This is a genomic window from Enterococcus pernyi, assembly GCF_045371165.1.
Lineage (GTDB): Bacteria > Bacillota > Bacilli > Lactobacillales > Enterococcaceae > Enterococcus_B > Enterococcus_B pernyi.
In genome coordinates, this window is record NZ_JBIQDM010000001.1 from 55,492 (window position 1) to 79,766 (window position 24,275).

The 24,275-nt window shown below is 36.4% G+C and carries 20 protein-coding genes; 17 read left to right on the top strand and 3 right to left on the bottom strand.

The window, feature by feature from the left end; all coding sequences use genetic code 11:
• Positions 1 to 240 precede the first annotated feature (240 nt).
• The 13 genes from ACH0AK_RS00305 (at position 241) to ACH0AK_RS00365 (ending at position 14,373) form a co-directional block, all read left to right on the top strand.
• Positions 241 to 1,293, top strand: a complete 1,053-nt coding sequence (locus ACH0AK_RS00305) for a radical SAM/SPASM domain-containing protein (RefSeq protein WP_023518870.1) — start codon at positions 241 to 243, stop codon at positions 1,291 to 1,293.
• A 17-nt stretch (positions 1,294 to 1,310) separates the two neighbouring features.
• Entirely contained in the window at positions 1,311 to 1,574 is a 264-nt protein-coding gene (locus ACH0AK_RS00310; RefSeq protein ID WP_499796682.1) for a hypothetical protein, read from the top strand.
• A 696-nt stretch (positions 1,575 to 2,270) separates the two neighbouring features.
• The gene (gene emtA / locus ACH0AK_RS00315) at positions 2,271 to 3,014 is read left to right on the top strand and encodes a metal ABC transporter ATP-binding protein EmtA (protein ID WP_010734527.1); all 744 of its coding nucleotides are present in this window, start codon (positions 2,271 to 2,273) and stop codon (positions 3,012 to 3,014) included.
• Positions 2,989 to 3,660, top strand: a complete 672-nt coding sequence (gene emtB, locus ACH0AK_RS00320; RefSeq protein WP_023518871.1) for a metal ABC transporter permease EmtB — start codon at positions 2,989 to 2,991, stop codon at positions 3,658 to 3,660. Before emtA ends, emtB begins: the two co-directional genes overlap by 26 nt.
• A gap of 10 nt (positions 3,661 to 3,670) precedes the next feature.
• A complete protein-coding gene (gene emtC, locus ACH0AK_RS00325) occupies positions 3,671 to 4,486 on the top strand; it encodes a metal family ABC transporter substrate-binding protein EmtC (RefSeq protein ID WP_010734525.1) in 816 nt (271 codons plus the stop codon).
• Positions 4,487 to 4,842: 356 nt separating this feature from the next.
• Positions 4,843 to 6,009 carry a carbohydrate binding domain-containing protein gene (locus ACH0AK_RS00330; protein ID WP_034691605.1) on the top strand — a complete coding sequence of 389 codons (1,167 nt, stop codon included), beginning with the start codon at positions 4,843 to 4,845 and terminating at the stop codon, positions 6,007 to 6,009.
• Positions 6,010 to 6,565: 556 nt separating this feature from the next.
• A complete protein-coding gene (locus ACH0AK_RS00335; RefSeq protein ID WP_153830001.1) occupies positions 6,566 to 6,739 on the top strand; it encodes a hypothetical protein in 174 nt (57 codons plus the stop codon).
• 565 nt (positions 6,740 to 7,304) lie between these two features.
• A complete protein-coding gene (locus ACH0AK_RS00340) occupies positions 7,305 to 7,883 on the top strand; it encodes a recombinase family protein (RefSeq protein WP_226075969.1) in 579 nt (192 codons plus the stop codon).
• A 290-nt stretch (positions 7,884 to 8,173) separates the two neighbouring features.
• Positions 8,174 to 8,536 (top strand): EF2685/EF0750 family sortase-dependent surface protein, encoded by a 363-nt coding sequence (locus tag ACH0AK_RS00345; RefSeq protein ID WP_023518874.1) that lies wholly within the window; start codon positions 8,174 to 8,176, stop codon positions 8,534 to 8,536.
• Between the two features lie 11 nt (positions 8,537 to 8,547).
• Positions 8,548 to 9,339 carry a WxL domain-containing protein gene (locus tag ACH0AK_RS00350; protein WP_226075960.1) on the top strand — a complete coding sequence of 264 codons (792 nt, stop codon included), beginning with the start codon at positions 8,548 to 8,550 and terminating at the stop codon, positions 9,337 to 9,339.
• A gap of 101 nt (positions 9,340 to 9,440) precedes the next feature.
• Positions 9,441 to 10,496, top strand: a complete 1,056-nt coding sequence (locus ACH0AK_RS00355; protein ID WP_153829999.1) for a WxLIP family cell surface protein — start codon at positions 9,441 to 9,443, stop codon at positions 10,494 to 10,496.
• A gap of 1 nt (position 10,497) precedes the next feature.
• Positions 10,498 to 13,500: a WxL domain-containing protein gene (locus ACH0AK_RS00360; RefSeq protein WP_226075958.1), complete on the top strand. Its 3,003-nt coding sequence runs from the start codon at positions 10,498 to 10,500 to the stop codon at positions 13,498 to 13,500.
• A gap of 402 nt (positions 13,501 to 13,902) precedes the next feature.
• A complete protein-coding gene (locus tag ACH0AK_RS00365; RefSeq protein WP_010734518.1) occupies positions 13,903 to 14,373 on the top strand; it encodes a TspO/MBR family protein in 471 nt (156 codons plus the stop codon).
• Between the two features lie 151 nt (positions 14,374 to 14,524).
• On the opposite strand, the gene ACH0AK_RS00370 is transcribed toward ACH0AK_RS00365, so the two are convergent.
• The 3 genes from ACH0AK_RS00370 to ACH0AK_RS00380 all read right to left on the bottom strand — a co-directional run bounded on the left by ACH0AK_RS00370 (position 14,525) and on the right by ACH0AK_RS00380 (position 18,648).
• Positions 14,525 to 15,253: a LytR/AlgR family response regulator transcription factor gene (locus ACH0AK_RS00370; protein ID WP_010734517.1), complete on the bottom strand. Its 729-nt coding sequence runs from the start codon at positions 15,251 to 15,253 to the stop codon at positions 14,525 to 14,527.
• A gap of 14 nt (positions 15,254 to 15,267) precedes the next feature.
• Positions 15,268 to 16,548, bottom strand: coding sequence for a GHKL domain-containing protein (locus ACH0AK_RS00375; protein WP_023518879.1), 1,281 nt, complete (start codon positions 16,546 to 16,548; stop codon positions 15,268 to 15,270).
• Between the two features lie 1,161 nt (positions 16,549 to 17,709).
• Positions 17,710 to 18,648, bottom strand: a complete 939-nt coding sequence (locus ACH0AK_RS00380) for an AraC family transcriptional regulator (RefSeq protein ID WP_023518881.1) — start codon at positions 18,646 to 18,648, stop codon at positions 17,710 to 17,712.
• A gap of 110 nt (positions 18,649 to 18,758) precedes the next feature.
• Between ACH0AK_RS00380 and ACH0AK_RS00385 the strand changes: the two genes are divergently transcribed.
• The 4 genes from ACH0AK_RS00385 to yicI are packed head-to-tail and all read left to right on the top strand — an operon-like array spanning position 18,759 to position 24,062.
• On the top strand, positions 18,759 to 20,039 hold the full coding sequence (locus ACH0AK_RS00385; RefSeq protein WP_096081296.1) for an ABC transporter substrate-binding protein: 1,281 nt from the start codon (positions 18,759 to 18,761) through the stop codon (positions 20,037 to 20,039).
• A 47-nt stretch (positions 20,040 to 20,086) separates the two neighbouring features.
• On the top strand, positions 20,087 to 20,953 hold the full coding sequence (locus tag ACH0AK_RS00390; RefSeq protein WP_194179941.1) for a carbohydrate ABC transporter permease: 867 nt from the start codon (positions 20,087 to 20,089) through the stop codon (positions 20,951 to 20,953).
• Positions 20,950 to 21,789: a carbohydrate ABC transporter permease gene (locus tag ACH0AK_RS00395; protein WP_019722785.1), complete on the top strand. Its 840-nt coding sequence runs from the start codon at positions 20,950 to 20,952 to the stop codon at positions 21,787 to 21,789. The genes ACH0AK_RS00390 and ACH0AK_RS00395 overlap by 4 nt, the downstream gene beginning before the upstream one ends.
• A gap of 11 nt (positions 21,790 to 21,800) precedes the next feature.
• A complete protein-coding gene (yicI, locus tag ACH0AK_RS00400) occupies positions 21,801 to 24,062 on the top strand; it encodes an alpha-xylosidase (RefSeq protein WP_226075952.1) in 2,262 nt (753 codons plus the stop codon).
• Positions 24,063 to 24,275: the final 213 nt, after the last annotated feature.

A 24,275-nucleotide genomic window follows, 5' to 3' on the forward strand; every position in this document is an offset into this window, starting at 1 on the left:
ACTTATTTTTGGTGCAGAAAGTGGGCGCTCCCTTCGGTTTACCCTGCGAAAATGAATTTGTGGTTTAAAAAATGAGGTGATTTTATCCGAATCAAAGAGAATCTTCATGCCTATCGATTCAATGAACAATTTATTGTACATAATGTCCTACGTAGTACATGGATATTAGTTGATCAAGAAGAATTAAACAAAATAAAAAAGCAAGATTACAAATATCTACCAATGACAACCCAGAAAAAGATGGATCTGTTTCAAATCCTTTTAGAAGACCCGATTGAAGTAGAAAAAACGGAGCATGGAATACCAGAGACAGCTTATTTGGTTATGACCCATCAATGTAATTTGAAGTGTGTTTACTGCTATGCAGAAGCCAGTCCTGAAAAGGAATATGAGGATAGTTTAAATTTTGTCGAATGGATCGACGTTCTCAATCAATTGAAGGATTGCGGTGTAAAGAAAATTATCTTTACTGGCGGTGAGGTTGGGTTAAGTAAGGATGCGCTAAAATATATCGATTATGCCAAAAAAATTGGTCTAACTATTGGTTTGATCACGAATGGGACTTTAGTGCGGAATGCAAAAGATGCAGCGTTTCTAGCTGAAAGATGTGCTTCGATCACCATCAGCTTAGATTCGATCGATCAAGTTGCAAATGATAAAAATAGAGGGAAAGGCTGCTATCGCATAGCAATGAGAGGGATTCAAAATCTATTAGACTTGAATTATCCAAATATTGCAGTCAATACGATCATTACCAATAATAATTTCAATAATATTGACGAAACGGTGGAATTTTTAAAGAAGAATAACATCAATTATAAATTAGGCGGATTCAGTGAACTAGGACGTGCAAAAATGGCAGAGATTTCTTTAACTGATAGTGAGAGAACAGAAATAGAGTTAAAACAAAAGAACAAAAATCGTTCACCATTTTTAAAACCTTTCACCATCAAAGAATCCTGTGGACTTGGCGTTGGAGAATTTGCAATCAATCCTGTTGGTGATATATTTGCCTGTAAACTGTTAGAAACTGCTGACTACAAACTGGGAAATATTAGAGAAAAGCAACTTAGCGAGGTTTTTGGCGAAGAGAATATTGCTTTTATTCGCTCTCAAAGCATCAATCATTTAACAAAATGTAATGATTGTTCATTCCGTTACTTATGCGGTGGAGGATGTCGTGCACATCATTATTATGCAACCAATGATACCCAAGGTGTAGACGAAGTAGAGTGTAATTTGATCAAGGAAATCCTAAAGCATCAAATGGTTCGTAGCTGTACAAATGAATAACGAAAAGAGTGGAAGACATGAAACTCAATGAGCACATCACTTATGAAAAAATGGGTAATGACTTATACATCATGGTCGAGGATGAACGTTATGTTTTAGACAATGACGTAGCAATTGATATATTTAATTTGTTAAAGGCTGAATCGACGAAAGAAAACATAAAAGCCTTTGTGCGAGACAAGTATCGTTTAGATCAAGAATTTACAGATGATGAAAAAGATAGTTATATAGAGGAATTTTTGACCGTACTTAAAATTAATGGAATTATGATTGGATCTTGAAGATCGTTGAATCTAGCAAAATAAGCAGCAACCGATCAAATTTGATGGGTTGCTGCTTATTTTTTCGAGAGGAGACCGATTTGTTCTACTCTCGTTTTTAGTGATGCTGAAAGTAGCACGCCATTGACACGTATGGACGAAAAGTACTAAAAACTACTTCCCCAAACAATTTTTAGTCCCGATTGTTTCATCCACAATAATTGTATTCAGGATAGCAGTCCTTCGTTCGTTTATCAATAATCTAATTTTTGATACAATATAAGATAACGAACCAATCTATATTGTATTACTGAGCTATCCATTATCCAAAGTATAACATCTTTTTCCTTCCGCTCTATTTATTATTTTTTCTCATATTAAAAAAATAGTATACTAAATCAATTTGTTTTTAGATTTGATAAATTATTGAGTTCACTCATAAAAAAATATATTTCAATCTCAAGATAGACTGGTCGAAAATGAATAACCAAGCTATCTTTTCTAAAACTACTAGTACAGAAATCAAAACAGTGTATATTTATCTGTGAGTAAAAAAGTTGCTTTTTCCTTTCTTTTAATGGATTATAAAAATAGATGTTTTTGTACTTTATTTACTCTTTTAAAAATTCAGATAAATCTTTTATTAGCAATAAAATTAATACAGTTTTTTTTCTTTGTGTTATTCTTTTAATTGCATGTATAGACTGGAGGAAAAATGTGATCGAGCTAGTAAATGTGTCGAAGCAGTATGAAAAGACCAAGTCGTTGCATAAGATTAGTTTTACTGTAAAACAAGGGGAAGTGATCGGGATCGTTGGGAAAAGTGGTTCTGGGAAATCGACCTTGTTACGTTTATTGAATTTGATGGAAACGCCTACTGAAGGCACAATCAAACTAAATGGTGTAGATGTTCAGTCATTATCAAAAAAAGAGCGCCGGCAGCAACAACAAAAAATAGGCATGATTTTTCAACATCATAACCTACTTGAAAATTTACGTGTTTATGAAAATGTTGCATTACCATTGAAGTTACAAAGGAAAAAAGAGCCTAAAAAAATCAATGATCTACTCGATTTTGTTGGCATGAGTCATAAAGCAGAAAGCTATCCAGTCAAACTTTCTGGCGGAGAAAGACAACGGGTTTCTATTGCAAGAGCGTTAAGTAGAGATCCGCATTTGTTACTTTGTGATGAAGCAACGAGTTCTTTAGATGAAGAAAATACAGAAAGTGTGGTTCGCTTATTACATAAAACACATGCCGAGTTTCAACCGACTATTTTTTTTGTTAGTCATGAACTGGAAACGGTCAAACGCTTATGTAAACGGATCTTAGTCATGGAAAATGGGCATCTGATCGGTGAATTGATGAATGACCCAAAACAGTACGAGGAAGAGGAACTAACTTATTTTGAAAAAATAAAAAGGAGTTTGACTGATGAACTTGCCCACAGCATTGATTGAATATTGGCCGTCTCTAATCAATAGTTTGAAAGAAACGGGCATCATGATGGCGATTTCCATGTTCGTTTGTGTGTTGGGAGGTTTGCCAGTAGGATTAGGTCTATATTTGACAAATCCCAAGGTCAGAGGGACACACCCTTGGTTATACTGGTTACTCAACTTCATTGTGACAGTCGTTCGCTCGTTTCCTTATCTTTTATTAGTGATTGCGTTGATCCCAGTGACGCGATCAATTTTAGGAAAGGCCTTTGGACCTGTTCCTTCATCTATACCACTTAGTATTGTAGCAGTCGCGATTTTTGCTCGTTTAGTGGAGCAAGTGTTGTTAGATGTCCCTGAAGAGATCTATGCCTTATCGAATTCTTTAGGCGCTTCCAGATTTCAATACATCTGGCACTTCTTATTTGTTGAAGCGCGAAGCGGCTTAGTGTTGGCTTATACTACGACAACAGTTAGTATGATCTCTTATTCCACCGTCATGGGTGTCGTAGGTGGTGGCGGAATCGGTGATTTTGCTGTCCGTGTCGGCTATCAACGGTATGAGTATGGTGTCATGTATGTTGCTATTGTGATCATGATCGCTTTGGTCTTCTTTTTACAAATGTTTGGAAATTTTGTTGCACAATCATTAGATAAACGAAAGTAGGAAAAAAGTTATGAAAAAGTTTTATTTATTTGCGTTTGCTTTAGTTGGAGTTCTAGTTTTAGCGGCTTGTGGTGGAAGCAATGAAACCGCAGAAAGTAAAAAAGAAATCACTGTAGCGGTTCAATTGGAATCCTCAAAAGATATTCTAGAAATTGCCAAAAAAGAAGTAGAAAAATCAGGCTACACGATCAATATCATGGAAGTCAGTGATAATGTTGCTTATAATGATGCCGTCCAACATAAGGAAGCAGATGCAAACTTTGCGCAACACGAACCCTTTATGGAACGATTCAATCAAGAAAAAGACGCTGATTTAGTAGCTGTCCAACCAATCTATTATTTTGCCGGCGGATTTTATTCAAAAGAATATGATGATGTTAATGATTTGCCAGAAAATGCAAAAGTCGGTATTCCGAGTGATCCAACAAATGAAGGTCGTGCGCTAGCGATTTTGAATGAGAATGAGATCATTCAATTGAAAGATGGAGTTGGTTTTGATGGTACAGTCGCAGATATTATAGAGAATCCTAAAAATCTTACCTTTGAAAGTATTGATCTTTTGAATCTAGTAAAAGCTTATGATGAAAGTGATATTGCGATGGTCTTTTGTTATCCAGCATATTTGGAACCAGCAAACTTGACGACAGAAGATGCCTTGTTACTTGAAGACGAAGCAGCAAGTAAACATTATGCGTTGCAATTAGTTACTCGAGAGGAAGAAAAAGATAGCGAGAAAATCAAGGTGTTGAAAGAAGCGATGACTACACCAGAAGTCGCTGACTACATCAAAAATAATTCAAAAGGCTCAAATATCCCAGCTTTTTAAACAACGTGCTCACCATAACGAAAAATGTTGTGAGTGATATCTTTAGGTGTTATGTTTTGATAGATTGATTTTCTTGGATAAAATAAAAAAATACAGCCATGTGCTGTATTTTTTTATTTTATCCAAGAAAAGGAATAATTGAAATCATTCGATAAACTTAGTGGACTGTTGATTTTTTGCGGTTATTATACATTACTTTTTTTTTGTTCATCGTTATGTTTCCATAAAAATATTTTTCCAGAAAAAAGTGTTTTCTTATTGAGATATTTATCAGTTATTCTTTTTAAAGAGCGAGATAGATTATGTTTTATGGTTTACTGTATAACGAACTATCCGCTATCAATAAGGAGCTTGAGATGAAAAAAAACAACTTGAAAAAAATTGCAGCAACAAGCATGTTACTTCTTTCGTTAGGAGGACCAGTCGTGACATCTGCGGCAAGTCAATCAACAGGTGATTCGGCGAATATCAGTAATCAGGTAGAAGAACAGTTGACGATCAAAAACGGTGATTTCAATGAGGGTTTGAACCATTGGATCGTTTCTAGTCCAGGTACACAGAATCCAACAATCGAAGAGTTAAGCGGGAATAAATATGCAGTTGCTACTTATGGAGAAAACATTCATCAATATTTGGCACTGAAACCAAACACGACCTATACATTTGGCTATGATGTAGCAGGTAGTGCTGATTTTCCAGCAAAAGTTGAATTTGGTACGATGAATCATGATGAAGGTTTTATTTCGTTAGAAGAAACATCACACAACAATGAAAACTGGACACGTAGAGAATTTACATTTACTACACCTGAAACAGACAATACATACATTATTCGTTTCTCTTCAACAGGAAATGGCTGGGCGAAATTTGACAATATTCAAGTAGAACCAGAAAAAACAGAAACGAGTTTATTGACTGTAGGAACACAAGATCGTGAAGCTTATGCGTATTTAAATCTAGATGCAGAACGTTTCAACAGTTCAGAACGATTGATGGTCTATGTTGATGGTCGTTATCATTTTGAAACCTATAAAGGTAAAGCTTACTATTCATTTACAAGCAAAACCGATGAAGGTACTCAAGTACGTCGTAGCATTTCCGGTGTCAAAGGACAAGTAATCGAAGTCTATACCGCACCAAATTCACCTGGTCACAGCTCAACAGGCAAGCGCTTGTTAGAATCGATCACATTAGAAGAAGATTTAGCAGTGGACACTTCTTTATTAGAACATGCGGTGAAGAATATTCAATTATCAGGAAACAGATTAGACGTTGATTTTGATCGTGCAAGTTTCGAAGGGAACAACCGAATGATCATTCGTAAAAATGGTGCCTATGTCGCAGAAATCCATAAAGGCAAAGTTTATTATGCATCGGTACGTGAAAGAGCAGAGGACAGCGTAAAAGTTAGTAAAACAATTGATTATAAAGCTGGCGATGTAATCTCAGTTGAATTAAGCAGTGGAACACCTGGTGGTTCATCGAATTCGTTGCAAGTATTAGCAACGTATGAAGTAGAATAAATCGATCATAAGAAAAAAGATCAAAAACTTAAAAAGTTTTTGATCTTTTTTTTTGATACGATAAACGGTATTATGTCTCAAGGAGCTAATCCATTGCCTGATAAATCCCCTAGAATATCTTGGTTTTGATGTTTTTTCTTTTAAGAAAAAACATGTTGCAATAGTATACAAATAGTATTTACCAATACAAACGAGATGGGAAAGAAAAAATGAAATTAGTGTAAAATTTTTATTAGGTGCAGCGGCATGTGCAAGTTTCGGCTTATTCTCCGGAGGTAATGATGTAGATGCAGGTACTGTATCAGCTAATGGTGGAATTGACTATAGAGAACTATTTGATAACAGAGAAATAAAAATTAAAAGTGTAGATGATCCTTCTTATGCTCTCACGTGGATATGGGAGACAAATTGGGATGAAGTTAAAATGACTAAGGATACTGAACATGATAGACGAAAATGAATCTTGAAGTATGATGATGCGTCAGGTACCCACATAGTTCAAAGTAAACTACCTTATGTAAATGTTAATGGGATTCAATATGGAAATTTACATTCTTTGTCCGGTTGTGATCAAAATAGTGATAGACTGGTAGGAGCGAGACCATTAGCTAATCCAATTGAAGGACGACAATGGAAAATTCGTCATATGATGACAGATCCACAAAAAGGGGATGCCTATCGATTGATCAATAATCATGAACAGCGAGTATTAAGCCACAGAGGACTTTAATTTGGAGGTAGAAATATTGAGTTACTCAAGAATTTACTAATGCTTCATACCAATACTTTATTATTGAATAAACTAAATCCTTTGGGCCTTTGTATCTTTTCTGATTATGACGATTGTACAAAATGAGGTCTTTTTTCAACTATACGACTTATCAAATGATATTCCAGTGTCCTCTGGAGCTAGAGATGCTTGGAAGCTTCAACAGGTAGAAAAAAACGATTACGAAGATTTGATATCTGAAAAGTACTTTGATTTCAAAAAAGCTAAAGTCGAATTCGAGGAATCGATGCTAATTTAAAGTTAATCAATCGAAGTAGAAGTAAACTTCGATTGATTATTTTTTGTTCTGAATTGATTTTGGCAAACTAAGCCCTAGATCAAGGAAAATATTCATGGTAATTTAGAAAGTTATGATAACCATAAGCGACTCGTTGCATGCTTTTTTTATTACAGTAGTCATTTTTACAGTTAAGTCATTGTATAATTGGCTCTACTCATATCTATTCTATAAATATATTATTGATAATTATGAGTTTTTTATTAGATAACTTATTGGAGGAATTATATGACTAGAAAAATTTACGGCTATGCTCGAGTTTCAACTAAACAACAAGATCTTTCGCGACAGTTAGATTTATTAGAAACTTATCATTGCGAAAAAATATATACTGAAAAAATCAGTGGTGTCCGTGCAAGTCGTCCAGAACTAAATAAACTAAAAAAACGTGTAAAGGCCGGTGATCAAATAGTCATTGAAAGCTTCTCACGATTTGGACGTAGCACAAAAGATTTAATTAACCTTGTTTATTTTTTTGAAAAAAAAGGAGTTAAAATAATCAGTATAAAAGAAAATTTTGATACTCAAACTCCTCAGGGAAAATTAATGATCACTGTTTTCCAAGCTTTTAGTCAATTTGAACGAGATATTATTGTTGAAAGGACCCTTGAAGGATTAAACTCTGCACGTGCAAGAGGTAAGGTTGGTGGCCGGCCAAAGGTAGATCAAGACGTTCTTCAAGAATCACTCTCATTACACCTTACAAAAGGATTATCTGTCTCAGAAGTTTGTAAAAAAACTGGGATTAAACAATCAACTTTTTATCGCTATTTAAAACTAGAGAGGAATCTTTCTGAATTGAGTTAGTTCTTATGGCCCAGTATTTTTTAAGTGACCAAAGAAATATATCACTTTATTTGGAAAAATATTTCTGGTATAGTATGATGTAAGTATAAGTCATGTATAATAGTTATTGGCTTAACTTTTAATTCTCAAAAACCTTCGTTTTTAGTAATTTAAATTCGTTATTTATCATTATAAATAGGGAACCTAATCTAATCACTTTTTCAAGACATCTGATGGTATCAGATGTCTTTTTTTTGTGCTGTCCTTAAAACGAAGATTTTTGAGACATCTAAGAATATAGGAGGAGGGGTATGAAACACTTAAAAAGATGCATATTAAGTATAGGTGTAGTATTGATTCAAGTTTATGCACCACTAGTTGTTCATGGGACAGAAGTACACTCGGTGGAAACTGAAGGAACAATTGGTTTTACTGGGGTATATGAAACACCAGGAATACCAGAGCCAGCACCAGAAGTTGAGGTAAAACCAAGCTTTCCCAAAGAAATTGTTCAATCACCATCAGAAGTGCGAAAGAGTGAACATAAAAAATTACCTCAAACGAACGAGAGTCAGATGAGTGCTTGGAAAATATTGGGCATTCTGATCATCGTAGTCATACTTGGCTTTTGGTTTTGGAAAAAACAAAAAGAAAAAAACAATCAAAGAAAGTAGGATTTAAATATATGAAATTCGTTAGATTAGCAACCATTGCAACATTATCAACTACTATTTTCGCCGGAGGAGCGATTTCTGCGTTTGCCGACGAGACTCGTCAAGTGACGACCAACGGAAATATCGAATTTACACCTAGTACAGACGAACCAGAAATCGTTGTTCCACCAGTAGAAGAACCAGATGTAGAGATTGGACCAGAAGTACCCGGAACCACGGGTCCTTTGTCAATTGTAAAGGCTGCGACAATGAATTTTGGTTCACAAGTGATTTCAAATCAAGATCAAACGTACAATATGGTAGCAGAAAGACAACAGAAGACCGGGACGACTGGTGAGGAAAATAAAGTTCCTTATATCAGTTTTGCACAAGTTTCTGATACTAGAGGAAGCAATGCAGGCTGGGATTTGAAAGTCAGTCTAAGTGACTTTCAAGCGGAAAATACGCAAAACGCTATCTTGAGAGGAGCCAAAGTCACTTTAAAGGATCCCCAAATTCAATACACGGGGAACAATCAGGAGTTAGCTCCAGCTGCACATGCAAATAATTTGGAATTGTTGCCTAATAGTGGTGCAGTTTCAGTTATGACCGCTGAGTCAAGTAAAGGAGCGGGGCGTTCATCTGTTGTTTGGGGAAATCAAGCAGACTTAGATGCCCAATTTGAGGCAGATCCAAAAGCACCTGTGACAAACAATGCCATTCAATTATCTGTACCCGGCGCGTCAGCCAAAGACGCGACCACCTATACCTCAACATTGACATGGGAATTAACGACTACACCAGGTAGCGATGTAGGAGCCTAATAGATTGGTGTATCTAATGATGGATTAGGGTCATGACTAAAGTAGCGTTACATAATATGTAGCGCTGCTTTTTTGAATGAAACATCGAAGGAGTGTGTTTGATGATAAAAAGTACGATATATCAAATAAAGAGGAGGATTCAATGGAGTGGACGATTACTTATTATGTTAGCGTTTTTGTTCTCTCCAATTCTTGTTTCTGCAGAAGAAAATTTAAGTTTTTATGTCACACCAGAGTTTCCAGAGAGTCAAGTAGAAGGAAGTGGCCGTTACTTCGACCTTAACAGTGAACCTGGAAGTACAGAGGAATTGACACTGAAAATTCAAAATGCTAATGATCAAGCAAAGACGATTGAAATCACGGCTCATACGGCATTTACTAATGTCCAAGGAGTGGTGGAATATGGTAAAGATGCCGAAAAAGCAGACCCAACCTTACCCTATTCTTTGGCAGACTTAATTGAACCCCCAGTCCCTATTGAGCTTGCAGGAAACGAAACAAAGACTGTCAAAGTAATGCTAAACATGCCTAAAGAAGCTTTTTCAGGGTTTTTAGCGGGAGGCTTAAGAATTGCAGAGGTGAAAGAAAAGCCACAGGAAACAGAAACAAGTGGAGAAGGAGTGGCGATCAAAAATGAATTTGCCTATGTCATAGGTGTAGTGGTGAGTAATGATCGCTCTGCCGTAAAACCTGATTTAGATTTATTGGATGTCTTTGCCGATCAACTCAACTATCGCAATGTTATCAGTGCGAACTTACAGAACTTTACACCTACCTTTGTCAATCATTTAGAAGTAGAAGCAACGGTACAAAAAGAAGGGGAGAACGATATTCTCTATCGAGCTAAGCAAGAACAGATGCAAATGGCACCTAATTCTAATTTCAACTTCCCCATCTCTTTAGAAGGGGATCGCTTTCGAAGTGGCGACTACGTGTTGAAAATGACGGCACGTTCAGGAGAAGAGGAATGGCAATGGGAACGGAAATTTACCATTGAAGCAGATACAGCCCGAGCATTGAATCAGCAAGATGTCACAATTGATACGAGTATTAATTGGTGGCTCGTTGCCGCGGTCATCCTGATTCTTTTCTTATTGTTGATTATTGTTTGGTTACTTATTAAGAAGCAAAGAGCTAAAAATAAGGAGGACCAGTGAGATGAAAATTAAAAAAGTCTTGGTCGTGGCAAGTGTTAGTCTTCTTTGTTTCCCTTTGCTCTTTTTCTCAGTGATTTCAACGAGTATGCCTGTGTTTGCCATTGAGAATTCTGTGGAACTATCGAGAGAATCAGAATTGATGGATCCACTGACCAATACAACAGAAACAAAAGCGCCCATTTTTTCATTCGAAGAAAATCAAGAGCCATCTATAGCAAATAAACAGTTTCAATTAGTCGTACGTTCCAGTCAAGATGTTTCCGAGTTTGTGTTGAATCTCCCAGAGGGAGTCAGTATCGTAGAAGACAAATCTGCTGATAGTAAGTTCACTAATATAGAAGGAGGCCAGTGGCAAGTACGGACGAATTCTCCACAAATGATCTTTTCCATTCCACTAGTTGTAGAAAAAGCAGGAGCCTATGAGATAGCTGTCGGAGAATCAAAAATGACGCTTAACATTCAATCAGAGGAGAGTCAACAACCCAGTGAACAAGAAGTCACTTCCTCGGAAGAAAAAGAAACAGCGAAGACCGAAGAATCAACAGTCGAAGAAGAAGCGAGTGTATCAAGTGATGAAAAATCATCAACCACAGATACTTCGCAAAATGATCCAGAACAAGTAACAGAAAGCGCTCGGTCAACAAAAGAAGCGAGTGTTCAAGATGTGGCGAATTGGGAAGAGTTTATCCGTGCATTTGTAGATCCGTCAATAACAACGATTAATGTTGTTTCTGATTTTCAAACACCAGATAATCCTCGACTCAATCTAACGGATATTACAACAGGTGGAACGAATAATCCTAATGGTGGGACAGCATTTGTTTATCTTAATGTAGCTAATATCTCTAGAAATCTAACGGTCGAAGGAAATGGCCATCAAATTGATTTTCGCGCAATCACTTTATGTTTTAACAATATTACGGCTAATTCTTCAACTCCTTGGAATATCGCGTTAAAAGATTTAGAGATATACCACGGAAACTATTATGGACCGTTGACTTTCAATGATTTGAACGTGACGAATCAAACTGCTAGTCAGATCACTTACCATAATATTACGAACTACGGAAATCAACTGATTCATTCACCTTACAGTAGTATTAAAATCTCAGGTAAATCAAGTAGTAAACAAGTATCAGAGTATACTTCCTCTTTTGGTACGTGGCGCATCAATGCACTAGATCAAACGAATATCTATGCTTCAAATTTAACGATAGTTGAAGATGCTGAGGTTGAATTAGAAACAATTAGCGCAGGTAATTTAGATTTAGGAGGAGTAGTACACCCCAATAACAACTTTAGAATGGAAAAAAATTCATCTTTAAATGTTGTATCAAAAGGAAATGCTGGCGAAGCTGATGGAACAAGTTTACTCGTTCGAAGAGGCAGTGTTGAAATAGATGAGGGTGCAAAGCTGAACTTAGTACCACAAAATCTAAGATCAGCAATTTCTTTACGTACTGCGAACTCATCGCTCAGAATAAAAGAAAAAGGCGTCCTTACCATCGATTCTCAAGGAACAAAGGCGAATGCTAATGGTTCCCTATATAATATTATTTGGATGGCGGCAGGAAGTAATCTACTAGTAGAAAGCGGGAGTACACTGAATATTGTTGCTACTGAAATGGCTGCCTCACCATCGAATCTTTTACATGTTAATGGAGATGCAACGGTATCCATCGGCAAAGATGCCACCTTGAATATAAAAAGTGACAGCACCTCAAATGATCAAAATTTGATGTACTTCGCTTCTGCTGGGTCAACTTTTGAATTTTCTGATGCTCAAGAAGTCAATTTGGAACGAACTGGAACGATTGCCGGAACGTCGACCGCCAACGGATTGATTAATATCGCAGGAAGTACCGGTCTATTAGATATCGATGTCCAATCAGTGAAACAATGGGCAAGAGGAAATTTTGAAGAGATACCTGATCATTCATGGACACCTATCTTCAATTTGAATCTACGCTATACAGGAATTGTACCTAGGATTAACGATGATGTTTCTTCTATTCCACAAGAAACAGCGGATAGTTTTAAACAATATTTCACTACGCAAAATGTCCAACGGGTTTTATTTGAAAAAATTCCAGATGTCGAAGTCACGATTGATCCGTTAACAGAAGATCCGAAGGAAGTGAATTCTCATACGATTACTGGAAAGGCGAATCCTAATAGTGTGATCCGATTCTCAGGCGATCCAGCGATTCCTTCAGGCTCTATTCCTTCACCTGATATTTCTGAAAGTGAAAAATATCATACAACGGCAGATGAGAATGGGGATTATCGCTATGAATTACCAGAAGATCGACGATTTACTGCTGGAAATACCGTGACAGCCTATGCTTTTTTGAATGGGAAAAATGATACCGCTAGTACAATGGTAGAGGAAAAAATTGTGGTGGCACCTGTGGATCCATTAGATCCTGAAACGGAAGTTGAACCGGAGAATAAACCAGAAATCCCAGAAGATCAAGGACGTTTGAGTCTAGATTTTGTGTCCCAATTTAACTTTGAGACACAAAAAATATCTGTTAGTGATCAAACGTATTACGCCCAACCACAACGGTTATTAAATGAAGATGGAACGGTTAACGAGACGAAAGAGCGTCCAAACTATGTGCAGATCAGTGACCGTCGTGCCGCCAATGAGCGCAATGGATGGCAATTATCAGTTACTCAGAACGGACAATTCCGTAATGAAAGCGGACATGAATTGATTGGGTCTGAAATCCAGTTATTCAATCAAGAACTAGTGACTGCACAAGGCGGGACTAAACCTGAACTACAGGAAGAACCTGTACAAAGAATCGTACCAAATACAAGGAAAGTACTCATACAAGCAAACGGAGAATCTGGTACAGGAACGTGGATCTATCGTTTTGGGGATCAACAAACGGCAGATAAAAGTGTCAGTCTCTATGTCCCTGGAGGGACAAATCCAGAAGCAACTAATTATTCGACAACGCTGACATGGGAATTAAGTGCAGTACCTGGTAATTAAAGGAAAGAGAATCCTTCTCTTTCCTTTCTTTGTATAGGAGTAAATTCAGGGAAAATCGTTTTAGTTTTTTTAGAAGGATCAAGTTTGAACTTACATAAATCATCAATATATATAATTTATCCTTAGTAGGATAATTCATATTTAATGAATAAAATTTTGAGTAAAATACGATTATGCTCTAAAAAGAACACTTTATGAAAAAAATAACTTATCCTTTTATATTCATATTATAATTTTCTTAAAGAAAGGAATGAAGGATATGAAGAGAATAAAGTAAATATTGTGAATAAGTTAAAAGAAATATATATCATTTAACCGCTGAAGTTTCTACTCAATAAAGATAAGATGATGAAAAAAAGTTGATAGAAAGTGATTAAATAATAGAAAGGAATTTTCTCAAACATGAATTATTTAAAAGATTATCGTTTATGGTTATGTCTTGTAGGAATCGTTGGGTTAGGATTTTTATCAAGTATTTTTAGTGGCAACCCAGGAGACTATTATTATTCTTTACAGTTACCGCCATTTGCACCGCCTAGCTGGATATTCGGACCGATGTGGACCCTTCTATATATTATGATGGGAGGCGCGTTGTATTTAATAATCAATCTACCTTCTACAAAAATGAAAGGCAGATTATTAATCCTATTTGCGATTCAGTTTATTTGTAATTTTTTATGGACGATATTATTCTTTAATTTGAAGAATAGCTTTATTGCAGCTATTGATATCAGCTTACTTTTAGTTTTCTTAACGATTTTACTCTATCAATTGTGGATGAATAGTCGGAAAGCTATGCTATTGATGATTCCCTATTATCTATGGGTAATATTTGCTACCATATTAAATTATTCAATTTATTTTTTGAATTAATTCACGTGGAAATATATCAATATTAGTCTCTAAATAATAAAATTTTTTATTGAATAAAGTATCTTTTGTTGAAATTACTAATACCACACAGACTGAACGATCACTTCAGTTTGTGTGGTATTTTATATAAATAGTCAATTGAATTTAATTTTCAAGTAATTAGTTTTTTCAGACCACGAATGGATACTGGAATAATGTCCCCGTTTTCTAAAGTAACTTCCCGTATTTTTTTATTAATCATTTGAATATTCTGGGTATTTACTACAAATGATTTATGGCAACGAATAAAGTGATGGTTTCTATCTTCAATCTCTTTTATGTTGCCATAGAACTGGAATTGACTATAAGGGAGATGTACCTCTAATTTATGAGGTACACCAGGAGAAGTAGAAAAGTATTGGATATCTTTAACAGGTAAAAATTTGATTTCATCGTTGAATTCGATTTTAAACATCTCTTTTTCTAAAGGAGCTATTTGAAGATCTTTAAATAGCTTACTTAAAATACGTTCGATATTATCTTTCAAATGTAAAATATCTTCCTTGATAATATAATCAGTGGGTTCAATATTATTTTTCAAAATAATCAACGAAAGATCAGTATAAGAAGTGACATAAATTATTTTACCAGATGGATCAAGATCACGAATTTTTTTACCGAGTTCAATCCCATTCAATTCACTGTCCTTCAATTCGATATCTAAAAAATAAATACCAAAAGGAGATGTATTTATTTGAACACTTGTGAGTAAATCTTGGGGATTTGAAGTAACGAAATGGATATAGTAGCCTAAATTTTCAATCATGATTCGATTCTTTATGACAGTAGTTATCATCTCCAGTTGTTTCGGATCATCTTCACATATACATATTGGAATCATTAAAAAAGCTCCTTTTAATGTGTTTGTATATAAATTGTTTGAGAAAAACGCTGATTTTCAATTGAAGTTTCAATCAATAGATAAGGGTTCGTTTTTGCCAAATTATCCAGGATATGCAGACCCAGTCCTTCATTTTTAGGATTGCTTTTCGTAGAAAAACCCTTTTGTTTTAATTGGTTAAGTGGTAGTGTATTGATAGTTGTATTAACTACTCGAATAACTAACGAATTTTTCTTCTTTAAAATTAACAATTCGATTTTTTTCTTTTTTGTCACAGCAGCTCCTTCTGTTGCATTATCTAAGACAATACCAAGTATACGAACTAAATTAACCGTATGCTTGGAATCAATTTTTACTTCTTCAGGTATGGTTATCTGTAGAGAGATACTTTTCTCTATTGCCATCATCAATTTTAATGACAATAAACTTCTTATTTCCGGTACATTTATTTTATCTAATAAACTAAGATTTACTGGGGTAAGATTCATTATCTCACGTGTAGGAAGTATATTTTGATCGTAATATTTTTGTAGTCCTTCCAGATCCTCTTCAATAATATAACTATTCATCGAAAATAATAGATTCTGATAGTCATGCTTGAATTCCCTAAGTTCTTGATAATTTTTCTCAATATCTCTTATATAATCTTGTTGTAGCTGGATTCGTTGTTCTAATAATTGTTCTTCCATTTTTGCATTTGAAATTTTCCAATAATAAATAAAAATAATTAAACCAATACATAGATATAGAATAAAAAAAGTAGTATTTAATGCAAGAACTTCCGGATTTCCTCCCGAAAAACGAGTATATAAGATAATAATATAATAAGTTGAAAGAATAAATACACCGATTGTACCGATTATTTGGTAATCAATTACATAAGACCAATTATCAAGAGATTTTCTAAAACTATAAGCAAGGATAAAAGACAAAAGAGCTGAAAGCGCAATATGAAAGTATTGCGAGCTGTCTCCGGGTTCGATCACTGGAGAACCAAATACTATAAAATCTCCTATACTTGCTAGATGATCTCCTAGTAGGGAAGATAATAATCCCAAAGTTAAAGCATATACTAAGGGTCGATGTGATGAAGATAAACAATGGAATATCATAGCTAACATAAAAATTGCTATTAGTGTAGAAAAAATCCCAAATAGTGGGTACAAGACACTTAATAAGATAGCATTTAAACAAGTAACAATTAGAAAAAGAGATTTATGTACTATTTGATAATCGATGAGTAATATACAAATTGTATATATGAAATATTGTAAGGCTATAGGCCATAAAAACATAGAATACATCTCCTAATGTGTTTTCTAAAATTATAACATAAAGCTTATAATATAATTTTTTAGTAATTAATTTAACCTTTTTAATTGTATAGAAAATTACGTTTTCTATACAGTTGGATATTTTACAAGTTATATTAAGTTTAATAAGAGTTTTTCTTTTAGTCAGGGTATGTTTTATTGTGATGGTTTATCAATATATATAGAAATGTACTAAAATGAGATTTTCAGTTAGGGTATGATATTTATGCTGTCTGCTACCCTGGCCTATTCTGGCAAGGGGAGGAGGTTGTATTATGAATTACCTTTTCGATATGTTTTTTGCAATCGTAGCAGAAGTAACCGCGCATTACATCTGTAAATGGCTTGATTGCAAAATTATTGCCAAAAAAGACAGTAAGCCTACCTTTAATCTGAATAGAACGTAAAAGAAAACCACTAGCCCGCCAGCTAGTGGTTTTTGGTGTATCATGAATTACCTTTTCGTTAAAACAACTATACCATATCTACTAAAAAATACAATTAGTAGATAATGGACGAATTATCATTACCACTTTGATGAAAAAATGAATAATCATTTACCAACAAGATATTGAAAGGCAGGATCGTACTCTGTTGATGCTTGAGATATTAATACATCCATCTCATCAGTTAAGCTTTGTTTTTTTGAATTGCTGCTTGAAGTTTTTCCTTATCTAAAAATCTAAAAAATTATATCTTCAGGATGTAACCCGTTTTCTTTGAGAAACGCCTTTGAAATTGTTCATACTACTTAATTATCCAAATTTTCTTTCTTCAATTGCCATATTCTTCACCCTCCCCTTTTCTCTTTGTATATACCGTATATACGCTTGTTGATATTAAATCAACTGTATTGTCTCTTATGTCTAATTATATAGAAAGATAAATTTTCCTTTACATTATTGTTTTCAGCTTAGTTCGCAAAGTAAGTGAAATACAAAGTCGCTTATTCCGTGAGTGGAATATAGCTGATACGATAAGAAAATCTTTCAAATTAGCGAAACAAGATGAATTAGTTTCTATTGACAGTGAAAGTAAGAAGAGTTGACAAATAAATCAAAGATATCGTCTATACAAGATGTTGCTGTTTTAGAATAGATCTTTTCTCGTAACCATTGTTCAACTAACGAATCAAGCGCAAAATCAATGATTTTTTGCGTTTTTTTTTCGATAATTTGACGGAGTCATTTGGGTTTCACGTTTAAAAAGGCTACTGAAATAATTCGCGTCTTCAAAACCAGCTTCCAAGGCAATATCGATGATTTTCAACTCAGTATGCAGTAACAGGTATTCGGCTTTTTTGATGCGCATTTGATTTAGATACGTAAAAAAAGTCATACGGAAATGTTTTTTAAAGAAACGACAGAAATGCTCTTTGCTATAGCCAATATGACGACTGATTGCTTCAAGAGTGATGGTGTTTTGGTAATTTTCTTCAAGGTATAGAATGATTTTTTTACAGCGATAGGTGTTGAGTTTGTTTTTACTAGCAACTAATTTTGTAGGATTTACCTGAGTACTGCAGCGCGAAAAATGTTTGAGCAGTAAGAATAATTGTGCTTTGATCGTCAGTTCAAAGCGAGATTCTTTCAAGGCAAATGTATCAATGATCGTGATAACAAGTTGTTGGATCTCCAAAATATCTGAGCAATCATTTGTAAAATGGATCGCTACTTGTTCTGGTGAATGGAGCAATGGATCAAGATAAGTTTGCTGAATATGATCAGAAACGCGACTTTCAATGAATGAAGCATCAAATACGATGGCAAAAAATGCACAGGCATTCATTTGATGATTGAGTGCTTCATGTAATTGATTCGCAGGAATAAACATAACCTCTCCTTCGTGAACAACGTAAGTTACTCCTTCTATTTTGACTTCCATGAGTCCTTGATAGACATAAAGAATCTCTAGTTCTCGATGCCAATGGGGGTGGATCATATTTTCCTGATGGGTTGGGTGATTCGTATAGTGAACGGCAATTGGAAACAAACTATCCCCATGTTCGGTCATTTCCTTTAGCGTGGTATCAATATCTTGTTGACTAGGATTGGGGGTAAAAATATCGTTTGGTCTAAACATCACATTTCCTCCATTTTGATCAATATTACAAGGTATTTTGATTAAGATAGCGATTACATACCGTTGTAAATATCAATATAATCAATTTGTTAATAAGAGGAGGAATAATCATGAAGAAACAACGAGGATTTTTAATACTTGCTTTTATCATGGTGTTTGGAATTACTGGCTGCGGGACGGCACAAAGCGGGTCTTCAGATGATGGTAGTGTAACATTAGAGATTTTCAATATCAAGACAGAAACAGCCGAGCAAATGGATGCCTTAGTGGAGGATTTCGAGAAAGACCATCCGCAAATCAAGATCAACTTGACGACGGTTGGCGGAGGAACTGATGCGACGGCAGCGTTACAATCAAAGTTTTCCTCAGGAGATGAACCGGATATCTTTATGTTGGGTGGCTTAGCAGATACGCAGATTTGGCAACATAAACTCTATGATCTTGGGGAAACGACATTAGCAAAACAAGCAATTGAGGGGACATTAGAGGGGGCTACACTCGACGAGACGGTCTATGGGGTACCGATGAATATCGAAGGATATGGCTGGTTGATCAACCAGGATATTTTTAAACAAGCTGGCATCGATAGTGGATCGATCAACTCATTTGAGGCATTTGAAGAAGCCGTTCAATTATTGGATAGTAAAAAAGACGAACTTGGGCTACAAGGCGTATTTGGTTTTAGTGGGGCAGAAACGTGGGTATCCAGTCAATATAGTTCGAATTTTCTTGCTCCGGAGTTTGAGAACAGCTTAGAAAAGACTTATCAAGCGTCTGAATTAAGCGTAGATTATGCCGAGCAAATGAAAAACTACACCGACTTGGTCATTAAGTACAATGCACAACCAATGGAGGCAATGGATTATAGTACATCTGTTGAAGAATTATTTGCCAGTGAAAAGGTGGCTATCATCCATCAAGGAAATTGGATCGTACCAACATTAGATAGCTTAGATGAGACGTTCACGAAAGAAAAACTAGGGATTCTTCCTATGCAAATCGAAGCATCGGGAGAAAGCAACATCGTGGCGGGGCCAGCTTGGTATTGGGGGGTCAATAAGGATAAAGATCAAGCAGTCATTGATGCGTCGATCGAATTTTTAACGTGGATGTATACGGATGAGCAGGCGATGACAGCAATCGTTGATGAGTTTCAATTTATTCCGGCGTATACCAACTTTTCGAGCGAAGCGATCAATGATCCGTTATCCAAGGAAATCTATACGTATTTAAGCGAAGGTAAAACCGTTCCATGGGTCCATAATTCCTATCCAGATGGATTTGGACAAAATATATTTGGTGTCCAGATCCAAGCGTATGCAGCCGATCGAATCTCTTGGGAGGAATTTATTGATACCTTGCAGACCAGTTGGACACAAGAAAGGAAGTAAGCGGTGATCGGTTGATTTTTATCTAGCGAGATACAAGGAGGGTTCTCATGTTAACAAATCGCACAAAAGCTTTTTGGTTATTACTTGCACCAGCGTTATTGGCGTTAGCGATCGTTTTGTTCATTCCATTAATGACAGGGGGGTATTACTCACTCACAAACTGGAATGGCAATACAGTAGGTGAATTCGTTGGATTTGAAAACTATCTTCGGGCATTTAATGATCAAGGATTTATCGACAGTTTACTGTTTACCGCAAAATTCTCATTTTTCAGTGTGATTTTGATCAACATCGTGGCTTTAGGTCTAGCGATGTTCGTGACACAAAAATTAGGTAGATGGACGACTTTTTTCCGAACGATCTTTTTCATGCCAAATCTGATTGGAGGGATCATCCTAGGATTTATTTGGCAGTTTATTTTCAATAAAGCATTTGAAAGTCTAGCAACTATGACGGGTATCAATTTTTTTGCCGGTTGGCTGAACACGCCAGAAACGGGGGTTTGGGGGCTCATTATTTTATTTGTTTGGCAAATGAGTGGCTATATGATGCTGATCTATATCTCATTTCTCAACAATATTCCAGAAGAGATTCTGGAAGCGGCAGATATGGATGGGGCAAATCCTTTACAAGTCTTTTTCCGTATCAAATTACCCATGTTGATGCCAGCTTTCACCGTCACTTTGTTCTTGACGTTGTCCAACGCATTTAAAATCTATGATCAAAACTTAGCCCTGACACAAGGTGGTCCGTTCAATTCCACCCAAATGGTGGCGATGAATATCTACAATGAAGCATTTGGAATGCGAAAAATGGGGTATGCACAGGCGAAAGCGATGATTTTTCTGGTCATTATCGTGATTATCTCAGTGGTTCAAATCTCACTGACACGGAAAAAGGAGGTCAGCGCATGAAGCAATCAAAAGTGAAACATCCACGACAGGTTAAGAAGTCTCTACTGATTTTTAGCGGATTGTTACTTGCTAGTCTGTGGTTTTATCCATTTTTCTTAGTGGTGATCAATTCATTCAAAACTAAAGCAGAGATATTCCAAAACACACTCACTTTACCAACTGGGCTAACACTTGATAACTATATCGAGTCGTTCGAGCGATTGGATTTTTTCAAAAGTGCAGCTAATTCGTTACTGATAACGATCGGATCACTAGTGTTGATCGTGTTCGTTTCTTCAATGGCGGCCTATGCGTTATCGAGAAACACGAGTCGCTTAAGTTCATTTCTTTATTTTATTGTCGCAATTGGCTTATTGATTCCTTTTCAGGGAATCATGATTCCCTTGATTTCACTTTTTGGGCAAGTCAGTATGCTGAATCAACCAGGCTTGATGGTGATGTATCTAGGATTAGCAACAAGTATGTCGACCTTTTTATATTACGGTGCTTTACGAGGGATTCCGAAATCATTAGATGAAGCGGCATTGATCGATGGGGCAAATACCTTCCAAATCTATTGGCAAGTCATTTTTCCTTTGCTGAAGCCTACGACAGTGACAGTGATCGTGTTGAACGCCTTATGGTTTTGGAATGATTATCTGTTACCTTCATTAAGCATCAACAAAGCAGGGATGTATACAATTCCTTTACAGATGTTTTATTTCTTCGGCGAATTCAATAAGCAGTGGCACTTAGCACTGGCTGCGCTAGTGATCGTCGTCTTACCGATTATTATTTTATTTGTTGTCTTGCAAAAACATGTCGTAAAAGGCATTTCAGATGGCGCAGTGAAGTAGGAGGAAAATAAATGAAGTTTACAAACGGCTATTGGTTGGCAAAAGAAGGATTTCATCTTGAACACCCGAATCATGTCTATGAAGCTCAAGTGAAGGAGGATAACTTAACTCTTTTCTTGCCTTATAAACCGATCCAGACAAGAGGAGATACCTTGAACCTAGGGATGACGACCTTGTCTTTTGAATCACCAAGAGAAGATATTATCAAAGTACAACTGGTGCATCATGACAAAGCACAAATCGGCCCTCATTTTCAACTAAACAGACAGTCATCTTCTGTCATGATCGATATAGAAAATGAAGAATTTTATACGTTTCAATCAGGAAAATTAGTCGCACGAGTGGCGAAAAACGCCACATTCCAAATTGATTTTCTCGCGGAAGGGAAGCTTTTGACGTCTTCTATGCCAAAAGCACAAGCCACGATTCAAAGTAGTGACGGTATCCATTATATGCGGGAACAGTTGTCATTAGATCCGTATGAATATGTCTATGGCTTAGGTGAACGATTCACCCCATTCATCAAAAATGGGCAAATCATTGACTGTTGGAATCAAGATGGCGGTACTGGTAGTGAACAAGCGTATAAAAATATCCCATTTTATTTAACGAACCAAGGGTATGGTGTCTTTGTCAATCATCCTGAAAATGTCTCATTTGAAGTTGGTTCGGAGAATGTTTCACGTACACAATTTAGTGTAGTAGGTGAACGATTGGAATACTATGTCATCTATGGACCCGATATGAAAACGGTCTTAAGAAAATACACTGATTTAACGGGTAAACCCGCATTGCCACCTGCATGGTCGTTTGGTTTGTGGTTATCAACTTCCTTTACGACGGACTATCGTGAAGAAACAGTCATGGGATTTATTGAAGAAATGCAGACACGAGAGATTCCGTTTGATGTTTTTCATTTTGATTGTTTTTGGATGAAAGAATTCGAGTGGTGCGGTTTTGAATGGAATCGCGAGCTGTTTCCAGATCCGCAACAACTGATTGAAAAAATCCATCAGAAGGGCTTGAAGGTCTGCGTATGGATCAACCCGTATATCGGACAAAAAGCGGCGGCCTTTCAAGAGTGTAAAGAGAAAGGCTATTTCATCAAAGATAAACATGGCGAAGTTTGGCAATGGGATCTTTGGCAAGCGGGTCAAGGAATCATTGACTTTACAAATCCAGAAGCACGTCATTGGTACAAAGAAAGGCTGAAGGAACTCATAGAAATCGGTGTCGATTCCTTCAAGACGGATTTTGGTGAACGTATACCTACGGATGTGAATTATCACGATGAGTCTGATCCGCAAAAAATGCACAACTATTATGCGTATCTTTATAACGAAGTCGTCTTTGAATTATTAGCAGAATTACGCCCAGATGAAGCGGTCGTATTTGCTCGTTCTGCTTCGGTTGGTTCACAAAAATTCCCAGTTCATTGGGGTGGGGACAACTTATCGGAATACCCGTCCATGGCAGAATCATTAAGGGGTGGACTCTCATTTGTGTTATCCGGCTTTGGCTTCTGGAGCCATGACATTGGTGGATTTGAAGAGAATGCGACAGTGGATATTTATAAACGTTGGACACAATTCGGATTACTATCTACTCATAGTCGCTACCACGGCAACATTGAGTATCGAGTGCCATGGAACTTTGGGGAAGAAGCTGTGTTGGTCAGTCAACGATTTTCTAAATTAAAAAACCGCTTGATGCCTTATATCTATGAGCAAGCGGTAGAAACAGCGCAAACAGGTATCCCGATGATGCGCCCGGTGATGCTGGAATTTCCAGAAGACTATACGACGCATACGATCGATAAACAGTATATGTTCGGTGAACGGTTGTTGATTGCACCGATTTTCAATGAGCAAGGAAAGGTCACTTTTTATTTACCAGAGGGACGTTGGACGAATTATTTAGATAATCATGTATATGAAGGACAACAATGGCACACACAGACCTATGATTACTTCCACTTACCCCTCATGGTCCGTCCTAATTCATTGATTATTGAAGGTTCCGTGGATACGACCGCTGCATATGACTACACGAAAGACTTGACCGTACATGTCTTTGAGCTGACTGACACAGTGACGCAACAAGTGGTAGATCAACGGGGGTTTCCAGTTGGTACGATCACTGTTACCCCTGAAGATGATAGCTATCAGGTCAAGATAGAAGGGTTATCACATGTTCAAGTCGTGCTTAGAAATCGGAAAGTACAAGGATGGACGGAACATCCACTAGGCTGTTCCATCCTCGTTGAACACTAGAAGAGTCGTTTGATTTGAGACAACCAAAAAGACGAAACGACACTTTCACATCAACCAATGGGAGTAGGTAGAGTGTGCGTGCTGTTTCGTCTGTCTTGTCTAGCTATCAATGGTGGTTCCGAATGAATGGGAAATCGAAAGAGAGAAATTACTCTCCCATCACCATGACGTGACAGGTTCGGTTTCGTACACGGTTTTGGTCAAAGTCTATGA